This window comes from Amycolatopsis sp. NPDC005003 (assembly GCF_053600695.1).
The window spans coordinates 78448-105033 of sequence record NZ_JBSGAI010000035.1 but is presented as its reverse complement, the minus strand read 5'-3'; the positions used below and the strand labels follow the sequence as shown (position 1 = coordinate 105033).

General features: G+C 71.1%; 20 protein-coding genes. 14 read left to right on the top strand and 6 right to left on the bottom strand.

Going from position 1 to position 26586, the window contains the following annotated elements; genetic code table 11:
* The first annotated feature begins 22 nt into the window (after nt 1–22).
* From ACWED2_RS33625 to ACWED2_RS33585, 9 genes are all read left to right on the top strand, one after another.
* On the top strand, nt 23–2254 hold the full coding sequence (locus ACWED2_RS33625) for a discoidin domain-containing protein (RefSeq protein ID WP_449694536.1): 2232 nt from the start codon (nt 23–25) through the stop codon (nt 2252–2254).
* Between the two features lie 6 nt (nt 2255–2260).
* Nucleotides 2261–4441, top strand: coding sequence for a discoidin domain-containing protein (locus ACWED2_RS33620; RefSeq protein ID WP_449694535.1), 2181 nt, complete (start codon nt 2261–2263; stop codon nt 4439–4441).
* Nucleotides 4442–4542: 101 nt separating this feature from the next.
* Nucleotides 4543–5217, top strand: coding sequence for a winged helix-turn-helix domain-containing protein (locus ACWED2_RS33615; RefSeq protein WP_449694534.1), 675 nt, complete (start codon nt 4543–4545; stop codon nt 5215–5217).
* Nucleotides 5214–6632, top strand: a complete 1419-nt coding sequence (locus tag ACWED2_RS33610) for a sensor histidine kinase (protein WP_449694533.1) — start codon at nt 5214–5216, stop codon at nt 6630–6632. The genes ACWED2_RS33615 and ACWED2_RS33610 overlap by 4 nt, the downstream gene beginning before the upstream one ends.
* 1120 nt (nt 6633–7752) lie before the next feature.
* Nucleotides 7753–8760, top strand: a complete 1008-nt coding sequence (locus tag ACWED2_RS33605; protein ID WP_449694532.1) for a LacI family DNA-binding transcriptional regulator — start codon at nt 7753–7755, stop codon at nt 8758–8760.
* 831 nt (nt 8761–9591) lie between these two features.
* On the top strand, nt 9592–10965 hold the full coding sequence (locus ACWED2_RS33600) for an ABC transporter substrate-binding protein (protein ID WP_449694531.1): 1374 nt from the start codon (nt 9592–9594) through the stop codon (nt 10963–10965).
* The gene (locus tag ACWED2_RS33595; RefSeq protein WP_449694530.1) at nt 10943–11911 is read left to right on the top strand and encodes a carbohydrate ABC transporter permease; all 969 of its coding nucleotides are present in this window, start codon (nt 10943–10945) and stop codon (nt 11909–11911) included. Before ACWED2_RS33600 ends, ACWED2_RS33595 begins: the two co-directional genes overlap by 23 nt.
* Nucleotides 11908–12777: a carbohydrate ABC transporter permease gene (locus ACWED2_RS33590; RefSeq protein WP_449694529.1), complete on the top strand. Its 870-nt coding sequence runs from the start codon at nt 11908–11910 to the stop codon at nt 12775–12777. Before ACWED2_RS33595 ends, ACWED2_RS33590 begins: the two co-directional genes overlap by 4 nt.
* Before the next feature lie 31 nt (nt 12778–12808).
* A complete protein-coding gene (locus ACWED2_RS33585; RefSeq protein WP_449694528.1) occupies nt 12809–14380 on the top strand; it encodes a glycoside hydrolase family 13 protein in 1572 nt (523 codons plus the stop codon).
* A gap of 145 nt (nt 14381–14525) precedes the next feature.
* Here the strand turns inward: ACWED2_RS33585 and ACWED2_RS33580 are convergent, their stop codons facing one another.
* A complete protein-coding gene (locus tag ACWED2_RS33580) occupies nt 14526–15860 on the bottom strand; it encodes an LVIVD repeat-containing protein (RefSeq protein WP_449694527.1) in 1335 nt (444 codons plus the stop codon).
* 104 nt (nt 15861–15964) lie between these two features.
* Here ACWED2_RS33580 and ACWED2_RS33575 point away from each other — a divergent pair, with 104 nt between their 5' ends.
* Both ACWED2_RS33575 and ACWED2_RS33570 read left to right on the top strand, forming a co-directional pair.
* Nucleotides 15965–17413 (top strand): peptide ABC transporter substrate-binding protein, encoded by a 1449-nt coding sequence (locus tag ACWED2_RS33575; RefSeq protein WP_449694526.1) that lies wholly within the window; start codon nt 15965–15967, stop codon nt 17411–17413.
* A complete protein-coding gene (locus ACWED2_RS33570; RefSeq protein ID WP_449694525.1) occupies nt 17410–17991 on the top strand; it encodes a nucleotidyltransferase domain-containing protein in 582 nt (193 codons plus the stop codon). Before ACWED2_RS33575 ends, ACWED2_RS33570 begins: the two co-directional genes overlap by 4 nt.
* Before the next feature lie 144 nt (nt 17992–18135).
* Here ACWED2_RS33570 and ACWED2_RS33565 read toward each other — a convergent pair whose 3' ends face one another.
* Complete coding sequence (locus ACWED2_RS33565; RefSeq protein ID WP_449694524.1) at nt 18136–19014, bottom strand: LysR substrate-binding domain-containing protein; 879 nt, start codon at nt 19012–19014, stop codon at nt 18136–18138.
* A gap of 70 nt (nt 19015–19084) precedes the next feature.
* Here ACWED2_RS33565 and ACWED2_RS33560 point away from each other — a divergent pair, with 70 nt between their 5' ends.
* Nucleotides 19085–20092, top strand: coding sequence for an SDR family oxidoreductase (locus ACWED2_RS33560; protein ID WP_449694523.1), 1008 nt, complete (start codon nt 19085–19087; stop codon nt 20090–20092).
* A 47-nt stretch (nt 20093–20139) separates the two neighbouring features.
* Here ACWED2_RS33560 and ACWED2_RS33555 read toward each other — a convergent pair whose 3' ends face one another.
* On the bottom strand, nt 20140–20874 hold the full coding sequence (locus tag ACWED2_RS33555) for an SDR family oxidoreductase (protein WP_449694522.1): 735 nt from the start codon (nt 20872–20874) through the stop codon (nt 20140–20142).
* Between the two features lie 21 nt (nt 20875–20895).
* On the opposite strand from ACWED2_RS33555, the gene ACWED2_RS33550 reads away from it, so the two are divergent.
* Nucleotides 20896–21528, top strand: a complete 633-nt coding sequence (locus tag ACWED2_RS33550) for a class I SAM-dependent methyltransferase (protein WP_449694521.1) — start codon at nt 20896–20898, stop codon at nt 21526–21528.
* A gap of 50 nt (nt 21529–21578) precedes the next feature.
* Here ACWED2_RS33550 and ACWED2_RS33545 read toward each other — a convergent pair whose 3' ends face one another.
* The gene (locus tag ACWED2_RS33545; RefSeq protein ID WP_449694520.1) at nt 21579–23483 is read right to left on the bottom strand and encodes a S8 family peptidase; all 1905 of its coding nucleotides are present in this window, start codon (nt 23481–23483) and stop codon (nt 21579–21581) included.
* A 136-nt stretch (nt 23484–23619) separates the two neighbouring features.
* On the bottom strand, nt 23620–24516 hold the full coding sequence (locus tag ACWED2_RS33540) for an NADP-dependent oxidoreductase (RefSeq protein ID WP_449694519.1): 897 nt from the start codon (nt 24514–24516) through the stop codon (nt 23620–23622).
* Between the two features lie 81 nt (nt 24517–24597).
* On the opposite strand from ACWED2_RS33540, the gene ACWED2_RS33535 reads away from it, so the two are divergent.
* Complete coding sequence (locus ACWED2_RS33535) at nt 24598–25044, top strand: GNAT family N-acetyltransferase (RefSeq protein ID WP_449694518.1); 447 nt, start codon at nt 24598–24600, stop codon at nt 25042–25044.
* Here the strand turns inward: ACWED2_RS33535 and lpdA are convergent.
* Nucleotides 25034–26425 carry a dihydrolipoyl dehydrogenase gene (lpdA, locus tag ACWED2_RS33530; protein WP_449694517.1) on the bottom strand — a complete coding sequence of 464 codons (1392 nt, stop codon included), beginning with the start codon at nt 26423–26425 and terminating at the stop codon, nt 25034–25036. The two genes, ACWED2_RS33535 and lpdA, sit on opposite strands and share 11 nt — an antisense overlap.
* Nucleotides 26426–26586 lie beyond the last annotated feature (161 nt).

The following is a 26586-nucleotide window of genomic DNA, read 5'->3' as shown; positions in this document are numbered from 1 at the left end:
TGCGGAAAGGCCAGTGCCGCCCATGTCTCCCAGCTCTGTCTTCAGCGCGCCCAAGTTCAGGTTCGGTGCCCTCGCCGCCGCGGTGATCGCCGCCGCCGGCGTCACCATCGCCGCGGTCCCGGCCGACGCGCTCGCCGCCGGCCGCGGCGCGACCGTGCCGTTTCTCGAGCAGGAAGCGGAAACCGCCGTGACGAACGGTTCGGTCATCGGCCCGAACCGGGCCGCGGGCACCCTCGCCGGTGAAGCCTCCGGCCGGAAGGCGGTGACGCTCTCCGGCCCGGGCCAGTACGTCGAATTCACCCTCACCGCACCGGCGAACTCGATCGACTTCCGGTACAGCGTCCCGGATTCCGCCGACGGCACGATCTCGCTGTACGTCGGCGGTGCCCACAACCGCGACATCGCGGTGACGTCGAAGTGGGCCTGGTACTACGGCTCGTACCCCTTCACCAACAACCCGGGTGACGGGCACGCCCACCACTTCTACGACGAGGCCCGCGCGCTGCTCGGCACGTCGTACCCGGCGGGCACCAAGATCCGGCTGCAGGCCGACGCGGGCGACGTCACGCCGGTCACCGTCGACCTCGCCGACTTCGAGCAGGTCGGCCCGGCCGCCGCGCGGCCCGCGAACTCGGTGTCCGTCACCGACTACGGCGCCACCGCCGGTGACACGAGCGACGACGCTTCGGCGTTCGACGCGGCGGTCGCGGCCGCCCGCGGCCAGGGCAAGGAGGTCTGGATCCCTTCGGGCACCTTCACCCTCGGCCACCACGTCACGGTCGACCAGGTGACGATCCGCGGCGCCGGGCCGTGGTACTCGGTGCTGACCGGGCCGCGCGCCGGGATCTTCGGCAAGGGCGAACCGGCGAGCTGCGGAACTCCGACGTATCCGGGCAATCCCGCCGTGCCCGGGGTCAGCAGCGCCGTGAAGCTGTATGACTTCGCGATCATCGGCCAGGTCGACGCGCGCGTCGACTGCGACCAGTCCAACGCCGTCGGCGGCGCGCTGGGCGGCGGCTCGGTGGTGCAGAACCTGTGGCTGCAGCACACGAAGGTCGGGCTGTGGCTCGACGGGCCGTTCGACGGGCTCACCGTGTCCGGCAACCGGATCCTCGACCAGACCGCCGACGGGCTGAACCTGCACCAGGGCATCAGCAACACGCTGGTGACGAACAACTTCCTGCGCAACACCGGCGACGACGGCCTGGCCATGTGGTCCGAGCACGACGCCGACCACCACAACACGTTCTCGTTCAACACCGTGCTGCTGCCGATCCTCGCCAACAACATCGCGGTCTACGGCGGGCACGACAACACCGTGTCCGACAACGTGGTGGCCGACAACCAGGACCAGGGCGGCGGCCTGCACATCGCGAACCGGTTCAGCGCGGTGCCGCTGTCGGGCACCACGACGGTCGCGCGCAACACCGCGATCCGCACCGGCGTGCTCGACTCGAACTGGCAGTTCGGCGTCGGCGCGCTGTGGTTCGACGGCCGCGACTCGGCCATCACCGGCCGGGTCGACGTCACGGACAACGACCTGGTGGACAACAACTACGAGGCGATCCAGTTCATCGACGGCGCCACCACGGACGTGCACTTCGACGGCGTCCGGATCACCGGCGCCGGCACGTTCGCCTGGCAGGTGCAGGCCAAGCCGTCGGGATCGGTGAAGAACGTCGTCGCGACCGGGGTCGGCCGCGCGGGCGTCTACAACTGCATGGGCCCGGACGCCATGGCCGGGCTCGCCGACCAGGGCGGCAACTCCGGCTGGACGACGACCTACTGCGGCTCGTGGCCGACACCGGTGTACGGCTCCGACAACGGCGGCACGACGACTCCGCCGACCACCACGCCGACCCAGCCGGGCGGGAACCTGGCGCTGCACAAGAGCGTCAGCGCGTCCGGCTCGCAGGGTGGCTACCCGGCGGCCAACGCCGTCGACGGTGACGCGAACTCCTATTGGGAGAGCACGAACAACGCGTTCCCGCAATCGTTCACCGTCGACTTCGGCAGCACGGTGACCGTCTCGCGGCTCGTCCTGAAGCTGCCGCCGTCGTGGGGCGCGCGGACCCAGACGATCTCGGTGGACGGCAGCAAGGCCGCGGCGACTTACACCTTCAGTCCGGGGTCCGGGAACACGGCAACGGTGACCTTCCCGGCAGCTTCGGTGCGCACCCTGCGGCTGACTTTCACCGCCAACACCGGCTGGCCCGCCGGGCAGCTGTCCGAACTCGAAGCCTATTCCTCCTGAGAGGTGATGACGATGTCCCGCATTCCGGCGTTGCTCGCCGCCGCGCTCGCGGCGTCCGGCTTGGCCGTGCTGTCCGGCGGCACCCCCGCGGCGGCGGCGTCCTGCCCGGCGACGGCCTCCGGCGGCGCGAGCGTGCCGTTCCGGACGGTCGAGGCCGAGTGCTCGGCCACCAACGGCTCGGCCGTCGGCCCCGACTACACGCAGGCGTCGATCGCCTCGGAAGCCTCCGGGCGGCAGGCCGTGCGCATCACGACCGGCCAATACGTCGAGTTCACGCTGCCCGCCGCGGCCAACTCGATCAACGTCCACTACAACCTCCCCGACGGCTCGTCCGGCCGCCTCACGGTGTCCGTCAACGGGACCAGGCTGGCCCTGCCGGTGACCTCCCGGTATTCCTATGTGGACACTTCTTGGATCCCCGGCGCGAAGACGCACCACTTCTTCGACGACGCCCGGCTGCTGCTGGGCCAGAACCTGGCCGCGGGCGCGAAGGTGCGCGTACAGGCGGATTCCGGCGACGTCGGTCAGGCGACCATCGACCTGGCCGACTTCGAGCAGGTCGGCGGCGCGGGCACGAAACCGTCGGCCGCGCTGTCGGTGACCGTCTACGGCGCCACGGCCAACGACTCGTCGGACGACTCGCAGGCGTTCCGCAACGCGCTCTCGGCGGCCCGTTCGCAGGGGCGTGAGGTGTGGGTTCCGTCCGGGCGGTTCGAAATCGGATCGGCGCTGCAGATCGACCAGACGACCGTCCGCGGCGCGGGCCAGTGGTACACGGTGCTGCACGGCAACAACATCTTCAACAACGGCAGCGCGTCCGGGAACATCAAGCTCTACGACTTCGCCGTGTTCGGCGACGTCACCGAGCGGAACGACGGCAGCCCGGACAACGCGTTCCACGGCGTCCTCGGGAACGGCTCGGTCGTGTCCGGGCTGTGGATCCAGGACACGAAGTGCGGGCTGTGGCTGATGAACGGCGCGTCCTCGAACGTCACCATCGAGAACAACCGCATCCTCGACACCCAAGCCGACGGCATCAACTTCGACGGCGCCGTCACGAACTCGACACTGCGCAACAACTACCTGCGCAACAACGGCGACGACGGCCTCGCGCTGTGGTCCAACGGCCAGGCCGACTCCGGCAACTCGCTGGTCGGCAACACGGTCGTGCAGCCGAACCTGGCCAACGGCATCGCGCTGTACGGCGGCTCGAACAACACGGTGAGCGGCAACCTCGTCCAGGACACCAACGCCCTCGGCGGCGGCTACCTGGTCGCGAACCGGTTCAACTCGGTGCCGCTGTCCGGCACGGTCACGCTGTCGAACAACACCGCGCTGCGGGCCGGCGCGCTCGACCCGAACTGGCAGTTCGGCGTCGGCGCGCTGTGGTTCGACGCGCGTGACCAGGCCATCACCGGCGTGACCGTCCGCGTCACCGGGTTCACCGCGATCCAGAGCCCGTACGAGGCCATCCAGTTCATCGACGGCAACGGCGCGGGCAAGCCGATCCAGGGCATCACCATCGACGGCGTCTCGGTGCAGGGCGCCGGCACGTTCGTGGCGCAGTCGCAGACACAGGGTTCGGTGTCGATCAGCAACCTGACCGCGTCCGGCGTCGGCGTGACCGGGACGTACAACTGCCCCTACCCGGCGTCGATCCCGAAGATGACCTTCAGCGGGTCGGGCAACAGCGGCTGGACCGGCACCTGGGGCGACTGCTCGACCTGGCCCGCGCCGAACTCGGGCCCGCCGCAGCCGCCGCAGCCCGGCACCAACCTGGCGCGGGGGAAGGCGATCACCGCGTCCGGGTCACAGGGCGGCTTCCCGCCGTCGAACGCGAACGACGGGGACGCCAACTCGTACTGGGAGAGTGCGAACAACGCGTTCCCGCAGACGCTGACGGTCGACCTGGGCACGGCGGCGTCGATCAACAAGGTGACGCTGAAACTGCCGCCGTCCTCGGCGTGGGGCGCGCGCACCCAGACGGTGACGATCTCCGGCAGCACCGACGGCGGCTCGTACACGACGCTGGTGGGTTCGCGCGGGTACCAGTTCGACCCAGCTTCCGGGAACACGGCGTCGGTGTCCTTCGCGACGACGTCCCAGCGGTTCGTGCGGCTGACGTTCACCGGCAACACCGGCTGGCCCGCGGGACAGGCGTCGGAGTTCGAGGTGGCGGCGGCCTGATGTGACGAAACCGCACGGCGGTTCGACGGTTCCGCACGGAAACCGCCGGGCCGCCGTGCGCTGCATTAGCATCGCCCCGGAGATCATCCCGGGGAGGACCAGTGCCGCGTCTGCTGCTCGTCGAGGACGACGAGGCCCTGGCCGAGGCGCTTTCGCTGGCGTTGCGCGCGCTGGGCCACGACGTCGTGCACGCTCCCACCGGCGAGCACGCGCTGACCTCGCTGGGCGACGCCGAGTTCGTCCTCCTCGACGTGATGCTGCCCGGCATCGACGGCTTCGAGGTGTGCCGCCGCATCCGCGCCCGCAGCCGGCTGCCGATCGTGCTGCTGACCGCGCGCGGCGACCCGATCGACGTCGTCGCCGGGCTCGAGTGCGGCGCCGACGACTACGTGGTCAAGCCGGCGGAGCCGCGCGTGCTCGACGCGCGGATCAAGGCGATCGGCCGCCGCGCGCAGCCGGCCGTGCCGGAAGCCGGCCTGCTGCGCGTGGGCGAACTGGAGATCGACGCCCCCGCGATGAGCGTCACCCGCGGCGGCGAGGAACTCGCGCTGACCGCCACGGAGATCCGCCTGCTCGTCGAGTTCGCCGAGCACCCGAACCAGGTGCTGAGCCGCCAGGTGCTGCTCAAGCGCGTCTGGGACTACGGCTACGTCGGCGACTCGCGGATCGTCGACGCGGCGGTCGCGCGGCTTCGGGCGAAGGTCGAGGACGACCCGGCGAATCCGGTGCTGCTGCGCACGGTCCGCGGCTTGGGCTATCGCCTGGTGACCAAGTGAGGCTCCCGGCGATCAGCCTGCGGACCCGGATCGCCGCGGCGATCGTCGGCGTGACCACCACGGCGACGGCGGTCATGGCGTATTCGGCCTACCAGGTGCAGGCGGACGAGGCACAGGGCCGCTTCGCCTGGTCGGCCGTGCGCAACGTGGCAGCCGACCGCCGGATCCTCGAGGAGTATTCGAAGGTGGGCACCGCAGGGTGGCTCGACGACGTCACCGCCCGCCTCGGCCCCATCCCGGACTGGGCCCTCGTGGCCGGGCGCCCCGGCGGGACGGTCGAAGTCGTTCGGGCCGCCACCGGGTACGTCTCGCTCATCCCGGTGCCGGACAAGCTCACGGTGCTGCGGACGGTACGGGACGAGCTGTTCCTCCAGACGCTGCCGGAGCAGTTCGGAAGCGCCTACGCGAGAGTGCCGCAGACCGGCCGGAAGGTGCTCGTGGTCAGCGCGAACCTGTCGCTGCCGGGCTACCACCTCGTCCAGTTCGTCGACTTCAGCCGGTTCGACGACGACCTGACCGAGCTGCGCTGGAAGCTGGTCCGCATCGCGCTCGGGGTGAGCGTGCTCGGCGTCGGCGTCGCGCTCCTGATCGGGCGCCGGATCCGCCGTCCGATCAAGGCGTTGTCCGCGGCCGCCGACGAACTCGGCGCGGGCGCGCTCGACACCCGCGTCCCGATCAAGGGCCGGGACGAAGTCGCCGCACTGGCCGCTTCCTTCAACGCGATGGCCGCCCGACTCGGCGAGTCCATCGAGGAGCTGCACGCGAAAGACCGCCAGCAGCGGCGGTTCGTCGCCGACGTCGCCCACGACCTGCGGACGCCGCTCGCCTCGATGATCGCCACCGTCGACAGCCTCGACCACGCCGAGCCCGCCACCCGCACCCGCGCCGCCGAGATCCTCGGCACCCAGGCGCGGCGGCTGGCGAAGCTCGTCGAAGACCTCCTCGAGATCGCCCGCTTCGACGCCGGGAAGGCCGACCTGCGGGTGGCACCCGTCGACCTCGCCGATCTGGTCGCGGACGCCGCCGCGGTCACCGGCGTCGCGGCCGCGGTGACCGCGAGCGGCGACGTCACGGTCGTCGCCGACCCACGGCGGGTGCACACCGTGGTGGCGAACCTGCTGAGCAACACCGTCCGGCACGGCGCCGCGCCGGTCACGGTCACCCTCGACGGCACCGGCGAAGACGTCGTCGTGCGCGTCGCCGACGCCGGTCCCGGGGTGCCGGAAGACCTGCTGCCGATCCTGTTCGACCGGTTCGCCCGCGGCGACCACGCGCGTCAGGCGACCGAGGGCAGCGGGCTCGGGCTGGCGATCGCCCGGGAGAACGTGCTGGCGCACGGCGGATCGCTCGCGGTGCACAACGACGGCGGTGCGGTGTTCACCGTGCGGTGGCCCAGGGGTGCCGAGAACACCTGAGCGGCGGTCAGCTCACGCGGGTGCTGCCCGTCGAAGTACGGCAGCGGCAGGTGGGCGAGCAGCGCCGCGGCGGCGAGCAGCGGGAGCGGGCGAAGGTTCCGCGGCGGGGTCAGCCACAACACCACGGCGAAGTTGGTGACCAGCAGGAACCCCCAGCGCGCCCAGTCCCAGCCCGCGAAGGCGAGCAGCGCGGGCGCCGCGACGGACGCGACCGCGAGCGCGTCGAGGCGTTGCAGCAACGCGCCGAGCACGACCACGGCGAAGATCGGGGTCAGGGACAGCAGCACCTCGGTGATCGAGTACAGCTGCCAGCTCTGGCTCTGGGTGCGTTCGAACAAGGCCAGCGCGTCGGCTCGCGGGGTGAAGTCCGCGGCGGCCAGCGCGGTCCCGAGCCGCGCGACCGCGCCCGGGCTCGACGCCGGGAGCGCGAGCACGGCGAGTTCCGCCACGATGGGCGGCACGAGCAGCATCGCCGTGTTCCGCACCGGGAACCGCCGGGCCAGCACGACCGCGAAGACCGGGAGGACGGTGAGGGGGGCGATCTCGTGGGTGAACACCGCGGCCGTCAGCAGCCCGGAGGCCACCTCGGGCCGGCGCGGCAGCTGCCACAACGCGGCGAACAGCAGCAGGTAGAGCACCTGGTCGAAGTAGCCGACCTCGTGGAAGAGGAATCCACCGGAGGGCAGCAGCAGCCAGCCGGCGACCAGGAGCTTCCGGGCCGGGTGCCGGGCGCGGGCGAACGCGACGGCCACCACCCCGAGCAGCGCGGCGAGGACGGCGAACGCGGCAGCCGCGAACACCCAGTACGCGTACCCGGTGGCGAGCGCGAGCGGGTGGAGCAGGGTGCCGACGAGGAACCGGCGGTGGAAGCCGTCGGTCACCGAGACGGCCTCGAGCGTCACGGCCCAGTCGCCCGGCAGCCGGAACCCGCGGTAGGCGGCGAGCACGAGAGCGAGCGCGCCGAGCGCGGTCAGGCCGCGAGACGTGGTGGTGCGATCAAGGGTGCTGGTCACGACGCCAAGCTAGGAACGGGGTGTGCGCGCTCCATGACCGTTGATCACCAGTTCGGAGCGGTTTCGCACGTCGTACTTTTGCGCTCGGTTGCTGTAAAGTTTCAGCCATGACGCGTCGTCTTGCCGAAGTCGCCCGCCAGGTCGGGGTCAGCGAAGCCACGGTCAGCCGGGTGCTCAACGGCCGGTCCGGGGTCTCGGCCAGCACCCGGGCCGCCGTGCTCACCGCACTGGACGTGATGGGCTACGAGCGGCCCACCCAGCTGCGGGGCGAGCGGGCCCGCCTGGTCGGGCTGGTGCTGCCGGAGCTGCAGAACCCGATCTTCCCGGCGCTGGCCGAGATCATGGGCAACGCCCTCGCCCAGCAGGGGTTCACGCCGGTGCTGTGCACCCGGACCGCGGGCGGGGTGTCCGAGGCGGAGTACGTCGAGCTGCTGCTGCAGCAGCAGGTGTCGGGCGTGGTGTTCGCCGGCGGGCTGTACGCGCAGGCGGACGCGATCCACACGCACTACCACCACCTGGTCGAGCGCCGGCTGCCGACGGTGCTGATCAACGCGGCGGTCGACCACCTCGGCCTGCCGCAGGTTTCGTGCGACGACGCGGTGGCCGTCGAGCAGGTGGTCGGGCACCTGAGCTCGCTCGGGCACGAGAAGATCGGGCTCGTGCTGGGCCCGTCGGACCACGTCCCGTCGCAGCGCAAACTGGAGGCGTTCCGCTCGTACGCCGCCAAGCTCGGGCTGCCGGTGCTGGACGAGCTGGTCGAGCACGGCATGTTCTCGATCGAAGGCGGCCACGCGGCGGCGGCCCGCCTGTACCCCCGAGGGGCGACGGCGGTGCTGTGCGCGAGCGACCTGCTGGCACTGGGCGCAATCCGCGCGGCCCGACGGCAGGGGCTTTCGGTGCCGGAGGACGTTTCGGTGGTCGGCTACGACGACTCGGCCCTGATGAACTGCACCGACCCGCCCCTGACGACCACCCGCCAGCCGATCGAGGCAATGGGGCGAGCAGTGGTGGAACTGCTGGTCAAGCGCATCAACGGCGGCGAGGTGGCGGCGGAGGAGCTCCTGTTCGCGCCGGAGCTGGTGGTGCGGGGGTCTACCGCGCGCCGCATCGCCTGACCCCTGCGGCCCGAGAGGCGCGATGGCTTGCGAGCTGTCGCGCCTTTCTTGTGTGCGCTTTCCGGGATCTGGCCCCGGAACTCCGCGGCCTCCCTGGGCAGGGTTCCGGCGAAGTCGTTGGTTCTGTGGGGATTCGGAGGAGGGCTCGGGAGGCGGCTGAGGGTGCGGCCGTCCTGGGTGATGCCGGGTTGCCTCGGCCCGACGGGCGGCGGGGGCCCACCGCCTCGAAGCCCGAGTCGGCGGCCACCACCCCGAAGCCAGAGGCCGCCGCCCCACCACCCCGAAGCCGGAATTGTGACTACGGCCGGTGGTACCGCGTCAAGGCGGGAAAGCGTGCCTTGACCCGGCACCACCGGCCGTGTTGGGGCTTCGGATCGGGGTTGCGGGGGGTCTGGGTGGGTGCCTGGTCGGGAGCCGTGGGAGGTCTGGCTGGGTGCCCGGTCGGGGGTCGTGGGGAGGTCTGGCTGGGGTGCAGGTCCGCGCGTCAGCCTGCCGCTCACGCCGGTGGAGCCACCTGAAGCAGCCCCTCCGACCGCCCCGAAACTCCCCCGCCCTCCCTAGGGGGCGTGCCCAAGTCCAGCTTATCGGTCCCGCCCGACACAAAGCCGCGAAAGACGCCGCTCGAGCGTGGCTGTCCACAGCCCTCACCCGATGTGGATGAGCCCAGCGGAAGGTCGCGCACGCCGGACGCCCCACGATCCACGCCCGAAAGGCATCACAGTCTGTTCGTAAGTTGCAGATTCTCGTCGGGTTATTGCGGTCATCGCGTCTCCCACTTTAGAGTGACCGCAATCACGTGACAGCCGTCGCGACCCGAGAAGAGGGCTTGAGATGAGCAGCACTTGGTCCCGAACCGTCTCCCGCCGAACGTTGTGCCTGCTCGCCGCGGGCGGGCTCGCCCTGAGCCTGGCCGCCTGCGGGGACAGCGCAAGCACCCAGGCCGGCGGCAAGGTCAAGATCACCGTTACCGGGCAGCCGCCGACCAGCCAGCCGTTCGAGCGCAGCGTCTTCGACGCCGACGTCAAGGAGTTCGAGGCGTCCCACCCGAACATCGACATCGATCCGCACGAAGGGTTCATGGACCCCAAGACGTTCTCCGCGAAGCTCGCCGGCGGGCAGCTCGAAGACGTCTACTACGTCTACTTCACCGACCCGGCGCAGATCATCGCCCGGCACCAGGCCGCCGACATCACGGAAGCCGCGAAGAGCGTTCCGCACGTCAACGACATCAAGCCGGAACTTCTCGACAACTTCCGCGACGCGAACGGCAAGCTCTACGGCCTGCCGACGATGAACTACACGATGGGCCTGCTCTACAGCCGCCCGCTGTTCCAGAAGGCCGGGCTCGATCCCGACAAGCCGCCGCAGACCTGGGACGAAGTCCGCGAAGCCGCGAAGAAGATCTCCGCGCTCGGCAACGGCGTCGTCGGGTACGCCGACTACAGCAAGAACAACCAGGGCGGCTGGCACCTCACCGGCTGGCTCTACTCGATGGGCGGCGACATCGCCCGCAAGGACGGCGACAAGTGGGTCGCCGACTTCGACAACGAGAAGGGCAAGCAGGCCCTCCAGTACCTGCACGACATGCGCTGGACCGACAACTCCATGGGCGCCAAGCAGCTCCTCGAAGCCCAGGACGTCCAGCGCATGATGGGCGCCGGCCAGCTCGGCATGTACATGGCCGCCCCGGACAACGTCCCGGTGCTCGTCAAGCAGTTCAACGGCAAGTACGAGGACTACGGCATCGCCGGCATGCCCGGCGGCCAGGGCACCCTGCTCGGCGGCGAGGGTTACATGATCAACCCGAAGGCGTCGCCGGAGAAGGTCAAGGCCGGCCTCGAGTGGATCCAGTGGAAGTACCTCAACCCGGACCGCTTCGAGAAGCACATCCAGCAGTACGTCGACGGCAAGCAGCCGGTCGGACTGCCCGCCGAGCCGACCCCGGACGTCTGGACCGGCGCCGTCCGCGAGCAGCAGCTGACACTGAAGGCCAAGTACGCCAACGTCCCCGCCGCCAACTACAAGTCCTATGTGGACACCACGAGCCGGATCAAGGGCAGCATCGAGCCGCCGAACGCGCAGCAGATCTACGCCGCGCTCGACAGCGTCATGCAGGCCGTCCTGACCGACCAGAACGCGAACATCGACCAGCAGCTGAGCTCCGCCGCGTCGAAGGTCAACAGTGTCCTCGCCCAGGTCAAGTAGCCTGCTCGCCTGGCCCGCGGCGAAACCGTCGCGGGCCGGGCGCCCGGCCGCCACCCCGGCGAACCGCACCAGACTGAAGCGCAAGCTCAAGGAGAACGTCACCGCGTACGGCCTGCTCTGCGCCGCGCTCGTGGTGTTCGCCCTGTTCTCCTGGTACCCGATCGGGCGTGGCGTGCTGCTGAGCTTCCAGCAGGTCGACTTCGTCAACGCGCCCACGTGGGTCGGCTTCGACAACTTCGCGAAGCTCTTCGAAGACCCGCTCTTCGGGATCGCCTGGCGCAACACGCTGCTGTTCACCGGGCTCGCGCTGGTCTTCGGCTTCGCCGTCCCGTTCCTCACCGCGGTGCTGCTGAACGAACTCCGCCACGCCAAGGCGTTCTTCCGGCTCGCCGTCTACCTGCCGGTGATGCTGCCGCCCGTCGTCACGGCGTTGATGTGGAAGTGGTTCTACGACCCCGGTCCCGGCCTGTTCAACTCCGCCCTCGGCGCGGTCGGCCTCCCCGGCGGCCAGTGGCTCGACTCGAGCGGCACGGCGATGCTGAGCCTGGTCTTCGTCTCGACGTGGGCCAACATGGGCAGCACCACGCTCATCTACCTCGCCGCGCTCGGCACGATCCCCGGCGAGCTCTACGAAGCCGCGGAACTCGACGGCGCCGGGTTGTGGAAACGCCTGCGGCACGTGACGTTCCCGCAGACGCGGTTCGTCCTGCTGGTGCTCCTGCTGCTGCAGATCGTCGCCACCATGCAGGTGTTCACCGAGCCGTACGTGATGACCGGCGGCGGCCCGGACGACTCGACGGTCACCGTGCTCCTGCTCCTGTACCGCTACGCCTTCGTCTACAACGACTTCGGCTCGGCGAGCGCGCTGAGCCTGCTGCTGTTCGTGGCGCTCGGCGTGTTCTCGGCGTGGTACGTCCGGCTGACGCGGAAGGCGGACCAGTCATGAGGACCCTCGTCTCCCCCGGCGCGTTGCGCAGCCCGCGCGGCAAGCTCGTCTACGGCGTGGTCTTCGCGTGCACCCTGGCAGTCTTCATCCTCGCCTTCATGTTCCCGCTCTACTGGGCGGTGACCGGCGCGATGAAGTCGCCGCAGGAACTGGCGCAGACGCCGGCGACGCTCGTCCCGCACGAGTGGCACCCGGAAACCTTCGCCGACGCCTGGGACCAGCTCAGCCTCGGCAAGTACTTCCTCAACACGCTCGTCGTCGCGGGCGGCGCGTGGCTGGCTCAGCTGGCCATCGACGTCCCGGCCGCGTTCGCGCTGTCGAAGCTGCGCCCGAAGTTCGGCAACGTCGTGCTCGGGCTCATGCTGGCCACGCTGATGCTGCCCGCCACCGCGTTGCTGGTCCCCACGTACGTGACCGTGACGGACCTGCCGCTGCTGCACCTCAACCTGATCAACTCGCCGGCCGCGGTCTGGCTGCCCGCGGCGGCGAACGCGTTCAACATCTACCTGCTGAAGCGGTTCTTCGACCAGATCCCGGACGAGCTGATCGAAGCGGCGCGGCTCGACGGCGCCGGGCCGGTGCGCACGCTGTGGCGGATCATCCTGCCGATCTCCCGGCCGATCCTGGCCGTCGTGTCGATCCTCGCGGTGGTCACCGCGTGGAAGGACTTCATCTGGCCGCTGCTGGTGTTCCCGGACACCGGGAAGCAGACGCTCTCGGTGATGCTGCAGCGGGTGGCGATCGACATGCCGCTCAACGTGCTCGTCGCCGGGATGGTGCTGGCCAGCCTGCCGATGGTGGCGCTGTTCCTGGCCTTCCAGCGGCAGATCCTCGCCGGGCTGACCGCCGGCAGCCTCAAGGGCTGACCTGTCCACTACAAGGAGGAGGGGCACTTTCGTGACCGACAAGACCGGCTGGTGGCGGAGCGCGGCGATCTACCAGGTGTACATCCGCAGCTTCGCGGACGGCAACGGCGACGGCGTCGGCGACCTCGCCGGCGTCCGCGCCCGGCTGGACCACCTGGCCGACCTGGGGATCGACGCGATCTGGTTCACGCCGTGGTACCCGTCGCCGATGGACGACGGCGGCTACGACGTCGCCGACTTCCGCGACATCGAGCCGCTGTTCGGCACGCTCGCCGAGGCGGAGGACCTGATCACCGAGGCGCACGCCCGGAACATCCGGGTGATCATCGACATCGTCCCCAACCACTGCTCGGACGAGCACCCCTGGTTCCGGGCCGCGCTCGCAGCGGGCCCGGGTTCGCCGGAGCGGCAACGGTTCTGGTTCCGGCCCGGCCGCGGCCCGGACGGCAGCGAGCCGCCGAACAACTGGAAGTCGCGCTTCGGCGGATCCGCGTGGACCCGCGCGGGAGACGGCGAGTGGTACCTGCACCTCTACAGCTCCCGCCAGCCCGACTTCAACTGGGACAACCCGGAGATCCGCACGGAGTTCGAGGACGTGCTGCGCTTCTGGTTCGACCGCGGGGTGGACGGCTTCCGCATCGACGTCGCCGACGGGCTGGTCAAGGACCCGCACCTGCCCGACGTCGACGACGGCGACGAGACGCCGTTCTCCGACCAGGAGGGCCTGCACGAGATCTACCGCTCGTGGCGCAAGATCGCCGACAGCTACGGCGGCGAGCGCGTGCTGGTCGGCGAGATGTGGCTGCCGGACATGGCGCGGGCCGCGCGCTACCTGCGCCGCGACGAGCTGCACTCGGCGTTCAACTTCGACTTCCTGGTCTGCCCGTGGGACAGCGAGCGCTTCCGCGACGTCATCGACCGCACGCTGAAGGCGCACGACGAGGTCGGCGCCCCGGCGGCGTGGGTGCTGTCGAACCACGACGTCACCCGGCACGTCACCCGCTACGGGCGGCAGGGGGACACGGGGTTCTCGTTCGCCGACCGGCTGCACGAGCTCCCGGTGGACCGCGAGCTGGGCACCCGCCGGGCGCGCGCGGCGGCGCTGCTGACCCTGGCGCTGCCCGGCGGGCTGTACGTCTACCAGGGCGAGGAGCTGGGGTTGTGGGAGGTCCTGGACATCCCCGACGACCTGCGCCAGGACCCGGTGTTCGCCCGCACCCGCGGCGCCGACCCGGGCCGCGACGGCTGCCGGGTCCCGATCCCGTGGTCCGGGACCGAGCCGCCGTTCGGGTTCGGCAGCGGCGGCGCTTGGCTCCCGCAGCCCGCGGAATGGAGGGAGTACACGGCCGAGGCCGAAGCGGCGGACCCGGCGTCGATGCTGTCGCTGTACCGCGCGGGGCTCCGGCTGCGGCGGGATCTCCCGGGCGGCCCGCTCGAGTGGCTCTCGCTGGGTGAGGAGGTGCTGGCGTTCCGGCGGGGGTTCACCTTCGCGCTGAACTTCTCGGCCGCGCCGGTCCCGCTGCCGGCCGGGGAGGTCGTGCTGGCCAGCGGCCCGCTGGACGGCGAGCTGCCCACGGACACGGCGGTCTGGCTGCGGCACTAGGACACCGGAGGCCGCCGCCGGGCAACCCCGGCGGCGGCTTCCAGTGGCAGGGGCAGAGCGTCATCGTCTACAGCGCGGACACGGGGTCACCGTCCGAGGAGAAGCTGCGCCTGCTGGCCAGCTGGACGGCGACCCCCCGCGCCGGCTACTTCGTGAGCTGCAGGACGTCCACGCCGCGGGTGTTGTCGGCCACGTACACGTACTTCCCGTGCCAGTACGGCGCCCACGCGCTCGCGTCGGCCGGGCGGTAGTAGGCGATCTGCCGCGGGTTCGTCGGGTCGCTGACGTCGAGGAACCGGGTGCCCTGCGCGTAGAACGACTGCACCAGGACCTTGCCGCGGACGTCGAAGTAGTGCGCGGAGCAGTCGTCCGAGGCCGGGTCGCTGCCCTCCTGGCCGTTGACGCTCCACGTGCCCACGCTCTCCAGCCGGAACGGCTTCTCCGGCGTCGAGCGCCAGCCTTCACCGTGGTAGGAGCCCTTCAGCGAGGAGATCGTCAGGACGCCGTCGCCCGCGCAGCCGTCGACGAAGTTCTCCTCCGTCGCGTAGATCAGGTCCTGGCCGCGCCAGGCGCCGTCGCCGATGCGGTGGCCGGCCGGGTGGAAGCTGTTGTGCATGAACCGCGAGGGCGCCGCCGTCTCGGCGATGCCGCCGCCGGCGTACGGGATCGGCTCGTGCGCCGTCGCGCGGCGGAGCTTGTTCGTCAGCGGGTCACGGTGCACACCGTTCGTCCAGTAGCCGCGCACCCCGCCGCGGCCGGACACCCAGGCCACGCCGTCGGCGTCGACCTGCACGTCGTGCACGTAGTCGGTCTTGCCGTCGTTGCGGGCCAGCTCGATCGGCTCCGGGTTCACCTTCGGGTGCTTCGGGTCGCGGATGTCGGTGACCCAGATCGGGCGCCCGCCCCAGTCGGCCGGCTGGTTCTCGGCCTTGGCCGGACCGCCGGTCCACAGGTAGCGGCAGCCGTCGACGCAGCTGGTCGTGTGGCCGGCCGGGACCTGGACGTAGCTGAGGATCGCCGGGGCCTCGGGCTTCGAGACGTCGACGACGTAGATGCCGGACTCGCCGGTGCGCGTGGTGCCGCCGTACGCGCGCGGGTCGCGGGAGAGGAACACCAGCTTGCGGCCCTGGTCGACCTCGGTGTCCTCGGTCTCCCACAGCCCGGGCAGGCTGACCTGCCCGACCAGCTTCGGCGCGGCCGGGTTCTTCGTCAGGTCGTAGACCTTGAGCCCGAACTCGCCGGACACGACCATGACGTCGCGGCGGCCGTAGTCGAGGAAGTTGATCGAGATGGCGCCGGCGGCGTCGGGCACGTTGCCGACGGTCTTGACGTTCTTGATCGCCCCGGGGTCACCCGCCGTGCGGGCGGCCGGGGTCGCCGGCTTGTCGTCCTCACCGCAGGCCGCGGCCGGCAGCCCGGTCGCGACCAGCGTGGCGCCGACGGTGACGGCGGCGAAGCACGACCGCAACCAGGTGCGCACGCGAAACCTCCCAGAACGCTCCGAGCGTGACCACCCGAACGGTACGACGGAGATCAACCGGACACAACCGTCTTTCGTTGCCTTCCGACTGGTAGGACTTTCGCATGCGCCTGTTCGTCCTGCTCGCCGCCGTGGCCCTCGCCGCCACGGGGTGTTCCGCCTCCGATCCCGCCCGGCCCGGAGTCCTGACCGTCGGTATCCGGGAGCCCGCGACGCTGCTGCCCGCCGACCTCGACGACCAGGCGGGCCGGCTGGTGACGAGCGCACTGTGGACTCCGCTCGCCGGCTACGACGCGGCGTCCGGGAAGGTCACCCCGCAGGCGGCGACGGCGATCGAGAGCACCGACCGGGTGCACTGGACGGTCAAGCTGCGGCCGGCCACGTTCCACGACGGCACCCCGGTCACCGCTCAGTCCTACGTGGACACCTGGCGCATGATCGCCGGTGAGCAGTGGGTGTCCTCGCCGGTGCTCACCAAGCTGCTGCACGCCCGCGAGATCAGGGCGGCGGCCCCGGACACGATCGCGCTGACCCTCGACCGGCCGTCCGGCCAGGTACCCGCGCTGCTCGCCGCGCCGGGCCTGGTCCCGCTGCCGGCGTCGGTGCTCGCCTCCCGCGACTGGAACGGCTTCGCGAAGGCGCCGGTCGGCAACGGCCCGTACCGGCTCGACGGCGGGTGGCGGCCGGGCTCGGGCGGCACGCTCAAGCGCGTCGGCGCCGGCAAGGCCGAGGAGATCGACCTGCGGGTCAGCGAGCCGGCCGCCCAGTACGACGCGGTCAAGGCCGGCAAGCTCGACCTCGCGACCGAAGTGCCCGACGAAAAGCACGAAGCCATGCACCCCGACTTCGGCGACGACCACCACGTGACGTGGGCGCTCCCGCAGGCGGGCTACCTGGCGTTCCCGGTGGCGGACCCCCGCTTCGCCGACGCGACGGTCCGCCACGGCTTCGCCCTCGGCGTCGACCGCGCGGCGCTGGAGGCCGGCCCGCTCGCGCACCAGGTCGACCCGGCCAAGGCCATGCTGCCGCCCGCGGACGCGCCGGGCGAGCGTGCGGGCACCTGCCGTCCGTGCAGCTTCGACGCGGCGGCCGGCAAGGCGCTCCTGAAGCAGGCGAACTTCCCCGGCGGCGCCACTGTCTACTTCGGACCCGGCGCGGAAGCCTGGACGCGCACCCTGGTGGTCGGCTTGCACCGGGCACTGGACGTTTCCGTGACGGCACAGGCCGCCCCGCACACCGGCCGGCTCGACGGTCCATCCACAGTGGACGTGAAGCTGGCGACGGGGAGCCCGTACGAGCTGCTGTCGCTCCTGGCCGCGGAGTCTGGTTACACGGACGAGGTCTTCCGCCAGAACCTGGAGCTGGCCGACGCGGCGACCACCCCGGAGGAGGCGGGCGAGCTGTACCGGCTGGCGGAGAACCAGCTACTGCGCGACCTGCCGGTGGCACCGCTCTGGTCCGGCCACGGCCACGCGGTGTGGGCCCCACGGGTCCACGACGTCACGGCGACGCCGTTCACGGGCCCGCTGCTGGCGGGGATCGGCGTCTCGTGAGCTGGGAGCCCGCGACCCTGCCCGAGGCGGCCAAGCTGTTCGCGCAGGTCCGGGCGCCGTGGTGGATCGCCGGCGGCTACGCGATCGAGCTGGCGGTGGGCCGGGCGTTCCGCGAGCACGCCGACATCGACGTCCTGCTGCTGCGCCGCGACCAGCGCGCGGTCCAGGAGGCGCTGCCGTCGTGGGAGTGGTGGGCGGCGGACCCGCCGGGCACGCTGCGCCCCTGGGCGCCCGGCGAAGTCCTGGGCGAAGACATCGACGACGTGTGGTGCCGCCCGTCGGCGTCCGCGCCCTGGCGGCTCCAGATCATGTTCGACCGAGCGCAGGACGACGAGTGGGTCTCGCGCCGGAACCCCTTGGTGCGCCGGGAAATCGCCCTGCTGGGCCGGATCTCGGCGGAGGGTATTCCGTATTTGGCTCCCGAGGTGCAGCTGTTCGCCAAGGCGCACGGCACCCGCCCCAAGGACGAGCAGGACTTCGAAGCCACCCTGCCGGTGCTCGATGCGGCGCAGCGGAAGTGGCTGGCAACGGCGCTGGAGAACACCTACGGCCGGCACCCCTGGCTCAGCCGCCTCTAGCGTCACGCGCTACCGCTCGGACCGAAGCGCCCTCATGCGTTGAGTGAACGCTGTGGCGCGAAGTGCCTCCATTGAGGTCGGCGGTGGGGGCACGGGGCCCCAAGGTGGAGCGCTTGGCGGGCCGCCGGAAACGAACCTCGACCGCTAAACCGTGGCGTGCGCCGCGAGGGTCTCGATGAATGCCCTGGTCAGCGGGTCCGGAATCCCGCGGGTGTAAGCCGTCAGCGTGCGGCGGACCGGCACGCTCGGGCGCAGCACCCGGCCGTCGAAGCGGGGCGGCAGGACGTTCGCCGGGACCAACGCGGGCCCCAGGCCCGCCGCCGCGAGGATCGGGGCGGCCGCCGTCTGCTCGGTGCGGACCGCCGCTCGCGGGCGGAAGCCCGCCGCCAGGCAGGCCGCGTCGACCAGCTCGGCCAGGCCGTTGCCCGGGGCGTAGTGCACCCACGCGCAGCCGGCGAGCGTGGCCAGGTCGACTTCGCCGGTGCTGTCGTCCTCGCGGGCGCCGTCGGCGGGCAGCACGACGACGAACTCCTCCACGCCCAGCTCCCGCACCGGGCCCGCCCAGCCGCCGGGCCGCGGGCCGAGCGCGATGTCGGCCTCGCCCGCGGCCATCGCCTCGCGCAGCTCGTCGGCGTGCCGGAACTCGATCAGCCGGACGTCGACCTCGGGCCGGTCGCGCCGCCACACGCGCAACGCCGGCGGCAGCACGCCGAGGCTGACCGAGTACACCGTCGCGACCTGCAGCTCGCCCGCCGCCGTCCCGGACGCGAGCCGGGCCGCGCAGCGCGCTCGCTCCGCGTCGGCCAGCGCCGCCCGCGCGTGCGGCAGCATCGCCCGGCCCATCGGGGTGAGCCGGACCGCGCGCGGCAGCCGCTCCAGCAGCGGGCCGCCGAGGCTGCGCTCGAGGGCGCGCATCTGGTGCGACAACGCCGGCTGCGTTACGTGCAGCTGCTCGGCGGCGCGGGTGAACGAGCCCGTGTCGACCACCGTGACCAGGTACTCGAGCTGCCGCAGACTTGTCATGAACTCAGCTTATCGACTTGGTGACAATCAAGCCTTGGACTTATCGGTGCGGCGAACCGAGCCTGGAGACATGGAACGCAAGACAGCTCTGGTCGCCGGAGCGAACGGGATCATCGGCCGCACGCTCACCGAGCACCTGCGCACGAACGGCTGGCACGTCACCGGCCTCTCGCGCCGAGGCGGCCCGGGCACGATCGCCGTCGACCTCCTCGACCCGGCCGACACCCGGGCCAAGCTCGCCCCGCTGACCTCGGCCACGCACCTCTTCTACGCCGCCTACCAGGACAAACCGACCTGGGCCGAGCTCGTCCCGCCCAACCTGGCGATGCTGGCCAACCTCGTCGACGCGGCCCCGCCCGGCCTGGAGCACGTCAGCCTGATGCAGGGTTACAAGGTCTACGGCGCCCATCTCGGCCCGTTCAAGACCCCGGCGCGCGAGACCGACGCCGGGCACATGCCACCGGAGTTCAACGTCGACCAGCAGCGGTTCCTCGAACGGCGGGCGGGCGCGTGGACGTGGTCGGCGATCCGGCCGTCCGTGGTCGGCGGCACGGCGCTGGGCAACCCGATGAACCTCGCGCTGGTGATCGCGGTGTACGCGTCGATTTCGAAGGAGCTCGGCCTGCCGCTGCGGTTCCCGGGCAAGCCGGGCGCGTACGACAGCCTGCTGGAGATGACGGACACCGGGCTGCTGGCCTCGGCGTCGGTCTGGGCGACCGGGCACCAGGGCGCGTTCAACATCGCGAACGGCGACCTGTTCCGCTGGCGCGAACTCTGGCCGAAGCTGGCGGCCTACTTCGACCTGGAGGTGGCGCCCCCGCTGCGGATGTCGCTCGTGGACGTCATGGCGGACAAGGGTCCACTGTGGACTCGAATGGCCGCGGAACGCGGTCTCACGGCGTCCTATGCGGACGTCTCGTCCTCGTGGGCGTTCGGCGACTTCGTGTTCGGCTGGGACTACGACATGTTCGCGGACACGTCGAAGTCACGGCGGGCCGGGTTCCACGAGTACGTCGAGACCGAGCAGATGTTCTACCGGCTCTTCGACGAGTTCCGGAAGGCGCGGGTCATCCCCTAGAACGGGTCCGTAGTCGTCCATGCCGGCACGGACACCCGGGAATGCAGCTAGCCGCGGCCGATGAAGGGCATGGTCGTCGCCGTGACGGTGAGGAACTGGACGTTGGCGTCGAGCGGCAGGCCGGCCATGTACCGCACCGCGTCGGCCACGTGCCGGACGTCGAACGTCGGCTCGGCGACGATCCGGCCGTCGGCCTGCGGAATGCCGGCGGCCATCCGTTCGGTCATTTCGGTGGCGGCGTTGCCGATGTCGATCTGGCCGCAGGCGACGTCCCAGGCCCGGCCGTCCAGCGAGATCGACCGCGTCAGCCCGGTGACGGCGTGCTTGGTCGCGGTGTAGGCGACGCTCGCGGGCCGCGGCGCGTGGGCGGAGATCGAGCCGTTGTTGACGATCCGGCCGCCGCGCGGGTCCTGGTCCTTCATCAGCCGCACGGCCTGCTGCGCGCAGAGGAACATGCCGGTGAGGTTGACGTCGACGGTCCGCTTCCAGTCCTCGACGGACAGATCGGCGACGGTTCCGCCCACGGAGATCCCGGCGTTGTTGAACAGGAGATCAAGCCGCCCCCACCGGTCGCGCACGGCCGTGAAGAGCGCCTCGACGGCTCGTTCGTCGGAAACGTCGGTGGGCACGGCGAACGCGGTGGTGAAGCCCGCGCCGGTTTCCTCGAGAGCGTCAGCGCGCCGCCCGGCCAGGGCGACCTGGTAGCCGTCTTCCAGGAGTGCACGGGCCACGGCCCGCCCGATGCCCGAGCCGGCTCCGGTGACCACCGCCGTTTTCGCCATCCCGCCTCCTAGACTGCCCGCATGGGACTTCGCGAAGGTTTCCAGGCCGGGCTGGCCCGGCAACTCGGCCACCCTAGCGGCCTGCGGGGCCGGATCGTCGGCGCGATGCTCAACCGCAGGAACCGCGGGCCGGTCACCGCGGCCGTCGCCGCGCTCGGGCTCGAGGGCGGGGAAACGGCCCTCGACATCGGGTTCGGCGGCGGTCTGGGACTCGCGCTGCTGCTGCGGAGCGCCGGCGCCGTCCACGGTGCCGAGATCTCCACGACGATGCTCGAGCGGGCCCGTCGCACCTTCCGGCGCGAGATCGCGGAAAACCGGCTGCACCTGCACGAGGGATCGATCACCGCGCTGCCGCTCGAAGCCGGCTCGATCGACGCCGCCGTCACCACGAACACCGTTTACTTCGTAGACGACCTCGACGGCGCGTTCGCCGAGGTCGCGCGCGTGCTGAAGCCGGGCGGCAAGTTCGTGCTCGGCATCGGCGACCCGGAGCTCATGAGCCGGGCGCCGCTGTTCACCGAGCACGGCTTCCGCATCCGCCCACTGGCCGAGGTCGAGGCCGCGCTCGCCCGTGCCGGGCTCGAAGTGCGCGGCCACGAGCGGCTCACCTCCGGTGAGCTCGTCTTCCACCTGCTGGTCACCGGCCCGGAATGACGGAAAACGGGGGCCCGGCGCACGCCGGACCCCCGTTGCCCGGACCGTCCTTACTTCGCCGCCACGCCCAGCGCGGCCAGCGCCGGGCCGGCCATGATCACGCCGTTGCCGGTCACCGTGTCGAAGCCCGGTGCGCCCAGGTCGATCGACGAGGAGACCAGGGCCGTGCGGATCTCGGCCGGCGTCGCCGTCGGCTTGCCCGACAGCAGCAGGGCCGCGATCGCCGCCGCGTGCGGGGCGGCCGCCGACGTCCCGAAGAACGGCTGGAAGCCCGTCACCGACGTCGCGACGCCGTCGGCCGCGGTGATGTCCGGCTTGTTCCGCACCGTGCCGCCGGTCGAGGACACGTTGCCCGGGGTGATCGCCGAGCCGTCCGCGTTGTAGAACAGGCGGCGCTTGCCGTCGGAGGAGAACCGCTCCCACTTGCTCGACGCCGTGTACAGGCCGGGGTACGGGCCGGCCGGGTTGGCCGGGTCGCCGGTCTCCAGCGGGCGGGTGAACGCCCCCGCCGCCGGCGCCGCCGCCACGCTGAACGCGTTGGCCGCGGCCGAGTGGCCGTTCGTGACGCCGTTGGTGCTGAACGCCTTGAGCGAGCCCGAAGCCACGAACCGGCCGCGGATGACGTTCAGCGCGATGAAGCGGTCGGCGCCGCTGTACTTGACCACCGCGACCTTGTAGCCGGAGCCCGAAGAAGGCACCGAAGCGATCTCGTAGGGGTTCTGCGAACCGGACTGCGCGTTCTCGCTGGAGGCCACGACGCTGCCCGAGGAGTTCAAGATGAACAGGTCGTAGTCGTTGGCGGACTTGCCCCACGGGTCGGACCAGAACAACGTCACCGGGCGGCCGAGCGAGCCCGCGGAAAGCGCGTCGAAGTTCTGCGTGGTGCTGCTCGGGTCGAAGTCGTGCGGAGTGCCGGTGACGCCGCTGATCTTCGACGACGAGGCCCGGAAGTCACCCTCGTAGTAGCCGCTGGTGCCGTCGGTCGCGTTGCCCGAGTTGCCGGCCGAGGAGAAGTAGAGCGCGCCGGCCGCGGTCACGTCGTTGACCGCCTGCGCGACCTGCGTGTCCTGGAACGGCGATTCGTCGAAGTAGGAGACGTCGTCGACGATGATCTGGCAGTTGCCGGTGCTGCGCAGCGCGCGGATGTTCGCCGCGAAGCTGGCCTCGCTGGTGAAGGCGGTCGCGAAGCCGAGGGCCGCGTCCGGCGCGAGGTCGTGGATGATCTCGAGCATCGCGGTGCCCTCGTCGCCGCTGCCCTTCTGGCCGGACAGCACGTCGACGGCGGGCAGCTCGCCGGCGGCCTGCGACTTCGCGAGGGAGTCGACGCCGTCGGAGAGCACGCAGACCTTCACGCCGGAGCCGCTGACGCCGTAGGTGGTGCGGGCGGTGTCGGCGCCGTGCGCCTTGTCCCCTTCGGACACCTGCGTCGCGGCGGCGGCCTGCTTGGCCAGAGCCCGGCGGAAGTCGCGGTTGCCCTGCTCGCTCCAGGTGGTGGCCTGTGCGGCGGGCTTCACCTCGGTGACGTCGGCCCGGCCCGCGATGGCGTCCAGCGCGGACAGCGGCAGGTCGGCGCGGACGGCGCCGTCCGGCGAGACGTACCGGACCGCGCCGCCGGCCGCCTTGACGGCGTTCGCGACGGCCTTGCCCTGCGCGGCGATGTCGACCGAAACGGTGCCGGCGTTGCTGACGCCGACGCCGGAGCGGTATTCGGGCAGCTTCGCGGCCAGCGACCGGTCGGCCCGCAACCGCTTCTCGACGACCAGCTGGCTCGATTGCTTGCGCTCCGCGGGGCTCAGGCTCTTCTTGATGCTCTGCAGCGCGTTGATGCCCGCCTCGGTGCGCGCGGCCGCCGCATCCACGGTGGACGGCTGCGCGGCCGAGACCCCCGTGGTCAGCAGCAGTGCACCGACCGTCAGCGGAACCGCGTGCGCGGCGACCCGGCTGAATCTCACCATCGATGTCTCCCTGTGGTACTCGGCCACCTGACCGAATGACACCCGACCGGGTGTAATGGGGAGAATCTAAGGAGTGACCGGCCCGGATTCCAGCGACCAAAGTCGGGAACGCCCGCGGGTCCACATGCTGGAACGATCAGGGGAATGTGAGAACTATTTTTCCCCGGACGTGCCCGGTCTCGATTTCCCGATGCGCCGCCGCGGCCTCGGTGTACGGGTAGGCCCGGCGCACGGTGAAGCGCAAGTCGCCCTTGGCGTAGAGCGCGGCCAGCTCGGCGAGCCGAGCGGCCGAGCGCCCGGACTTCGAGACGAGCACGCCGAGATCCGCGGCCCGGTGGTGGTCGACGAGGGTCAGGATCCGGTTCCGGTCCTTCACCAGTTCGAGTGAGACGTCGAGCGCTTTCCCGCCGGCTCCGTCCAGTACCACGTCGATCCCCTGCGGCGCGGCGGCCTCGATCCGCTCTCGCAGGCCGTCGCCGTAGCTGACGGGTGTCGCGCCCAGCTCGCGCAGGTAGTCCTGGTTGGCCGCACTGGCGGTGCCGACCACCCGCGCGCCCCGGAGTTTCGCGAGCTGGACGGCGGCGGTGCCGACCGACCCGGCGGCGCCGTGGATGAGCAGCGTCTCCCCGTCCCGCAGTTCCAGCGTCTCCAGGGCGATCGACGCGGTCTGCGTCCCGGCGGTGAACCCGCCGGCGACCTCCCACGGCATTTCCGGCGGCTTCGGCGTGACGTCGGTGACGGGAACGACGATGTATTCGGCGGCGGCCTGCACGGCGGTGAAGCCGAGAACTTCGGTACCGGCCTCGAGATCGCCTTCGTCGACGACCCCGGCGAACTCGTTCCCGGGCACCCGCGGCCAGCCGAGCTCCAGCCCCGGCGGCTCCCACCCGGCCCGGACGGCGGCATCGTACGGCTGCACCCCGGCGGCTCTGACCCGGACGCGAACCTGCCCCGGCCCGGCGTGCGGCTCGGGCAGGTCGAGGACGCGGAGCACTTCGGGCCCGCCGAATTCGGTGAACGCTACGGCTTTCATGACCCCAGCGTGATACTTCAAGCCCACTGGAGGTCAAGCGTGCGACGGTGATTGTCGGTGCCCTGCCGTACGTTCGGTGGCATGACAGAGATCGAGATCCTCCGCGCCACGCCGGACCAGGCCGGTACCCTGACCGCCCTGATGCACGCTTCCTCGGCGTACCAAGGCGAGTATGCGTCCATCTTGGACGGTTACGTGATCGCGCCCGGGTACGTGGAGGCCAACCCCACCTTCGCCGCCACCAGGCACGGCGAGCTCCTCGGCTTCTACGCGCTCCTGGAAGCGGAACTCGACCTGCTCTTCGTCGCGGACCAGGCACAGGGGCTCGGCATCGGCCGCCGCATGGTCGACCACATGCTCGCCGAAGCCCGCGAGCGCGGCCTGGGCAGCGTGCGCGTCGTCTCGCACCCGCCCGCGTTGGCGTTCTACGAGCGGATGGGGGCGCGGCGCACCGGCACGATCCCGGCCAAACCGCCGAAGGTTCGCTGGGACCGGCCGGAGCTCCGCTTCGACGTCCCTACATGTTGATCATGTGACCCGCGAGGCCGTGGATCGCTTCCTTCACCGCTTCGCCCAGCGTCGGGTGGGCGTGCACGTTGCGCGCCACCTCGTGCACCGTCAGGTCCCACTGCTGGGCCAGCGTCAGCTCCGGCAGCAGCTCCGTCACGTCCGGGCCGATCAGGTGCCCGCCGATCAGTTCGCCGTACTTCGCGTCGCTGATCAGCTTCACGAAGCCGGCCGCGTCGCCCAGGCCGTGGGCCTTGCCGTTGGCGGTGAACGGGAACTTCGCCACCTGGACGTCGTATCCCTTCTCGCGGGCCTGCGCCTCCGTCCAGCCGAAGCTGGCGATCTGGGGCTGGCAGTACGTGGCGCGCGGGATCATCGGGAAGTCGAGCTCCATCGTCTCGGCGCCCGCGATCGTCTCCGCCGCCACCACGCCCATCGACTCGGACGCGTGCGCCAGCATCAGCTTCGCCGTCACGTCGCCGATCGCGAAGATGTGCTCGACGTTCGTCCGGCCGCGGCCGTCCACGGCGATCGCGCCGCGCTCGGTCAGCGCCACGCCCGTCTTCTCCAGGCCGTAGCCCTCCACGCGCGGCTGGAAGCCGATCGCCTGCAGCACCTTGTCGGCCTCGAGGACCTGCTGCCCGTTCTTCTCCGACGACACCGTCACGCGGACGGACGAGCCCGAGTCGTCGATCGACTCGACGCGCGTCGACGTCAGCACCTTGATGCCGAGCTTGCGGTACCGGCGCGCCAGCTCCGCCGACACCTCGGCGTCCTCCAGCGGCACCATCCGGTCGAGGAACTCGACGATCGTGACGTCGACGCCGTAGTTGTGCAGCACGTAGGCGAATTCGACGCCGATCGCGCCCGCGCCGGCGATCACGATGCTCGACGGCAGCTCGCTCGAGAGGATCTGCTCTTCGTACGTGACCACGCGCTCGCTGCGCGAAGTCCCCGGCAGCAGCCGCGTGGTCGCGCCGGTGGCGATGACGCAGTGGCCGAACGTGATCCGCTCGCCGTTGACCTCGAGGGTGTGGTCGTCGACGAACGTGCCGTGCCCGTCGAACTCGGTGATCTTGTTCTTCTTCATCAGGAAGTGCACGCCCTTGACGCGCCCCTCGGCGACCTTCCGGCTCCGCTCGTACGCGGCCGTGTAGTCGACCTTGATCGGGCTGTCGGAGGAGATGCCGAACGCCTTCGCCTCCTGCGTGACGACGTGGGCCAGCTCGGCGTTGCGCAGCAGCGCCTTCGACGGGATGCACCCGACGTTCAGGCAGACGCCACCCCAGTACTTCTCCTCGACCACCGCGGCGCTCAGCCCCAGCTGGGACGCGCGGATCGCCGCGACGTAGCCGCCCACCCCGGCCCCCAGCACGACGACATCAAAGTGTTGTGCACTCATGCCCCGAAACTACCCTCCTCACGACCGCCCGGCGGAGTGACGGCGACCTCAGGCGGCGAGCAGCGCCGCCGGTGGGAGCGGCGACGGCGCGGGGCTCCCGGCCGCGGCGAGAAGCGGGACCAGGACCGTCCGGCGCACCGACCCAGGCCTCAGGTGGCGAG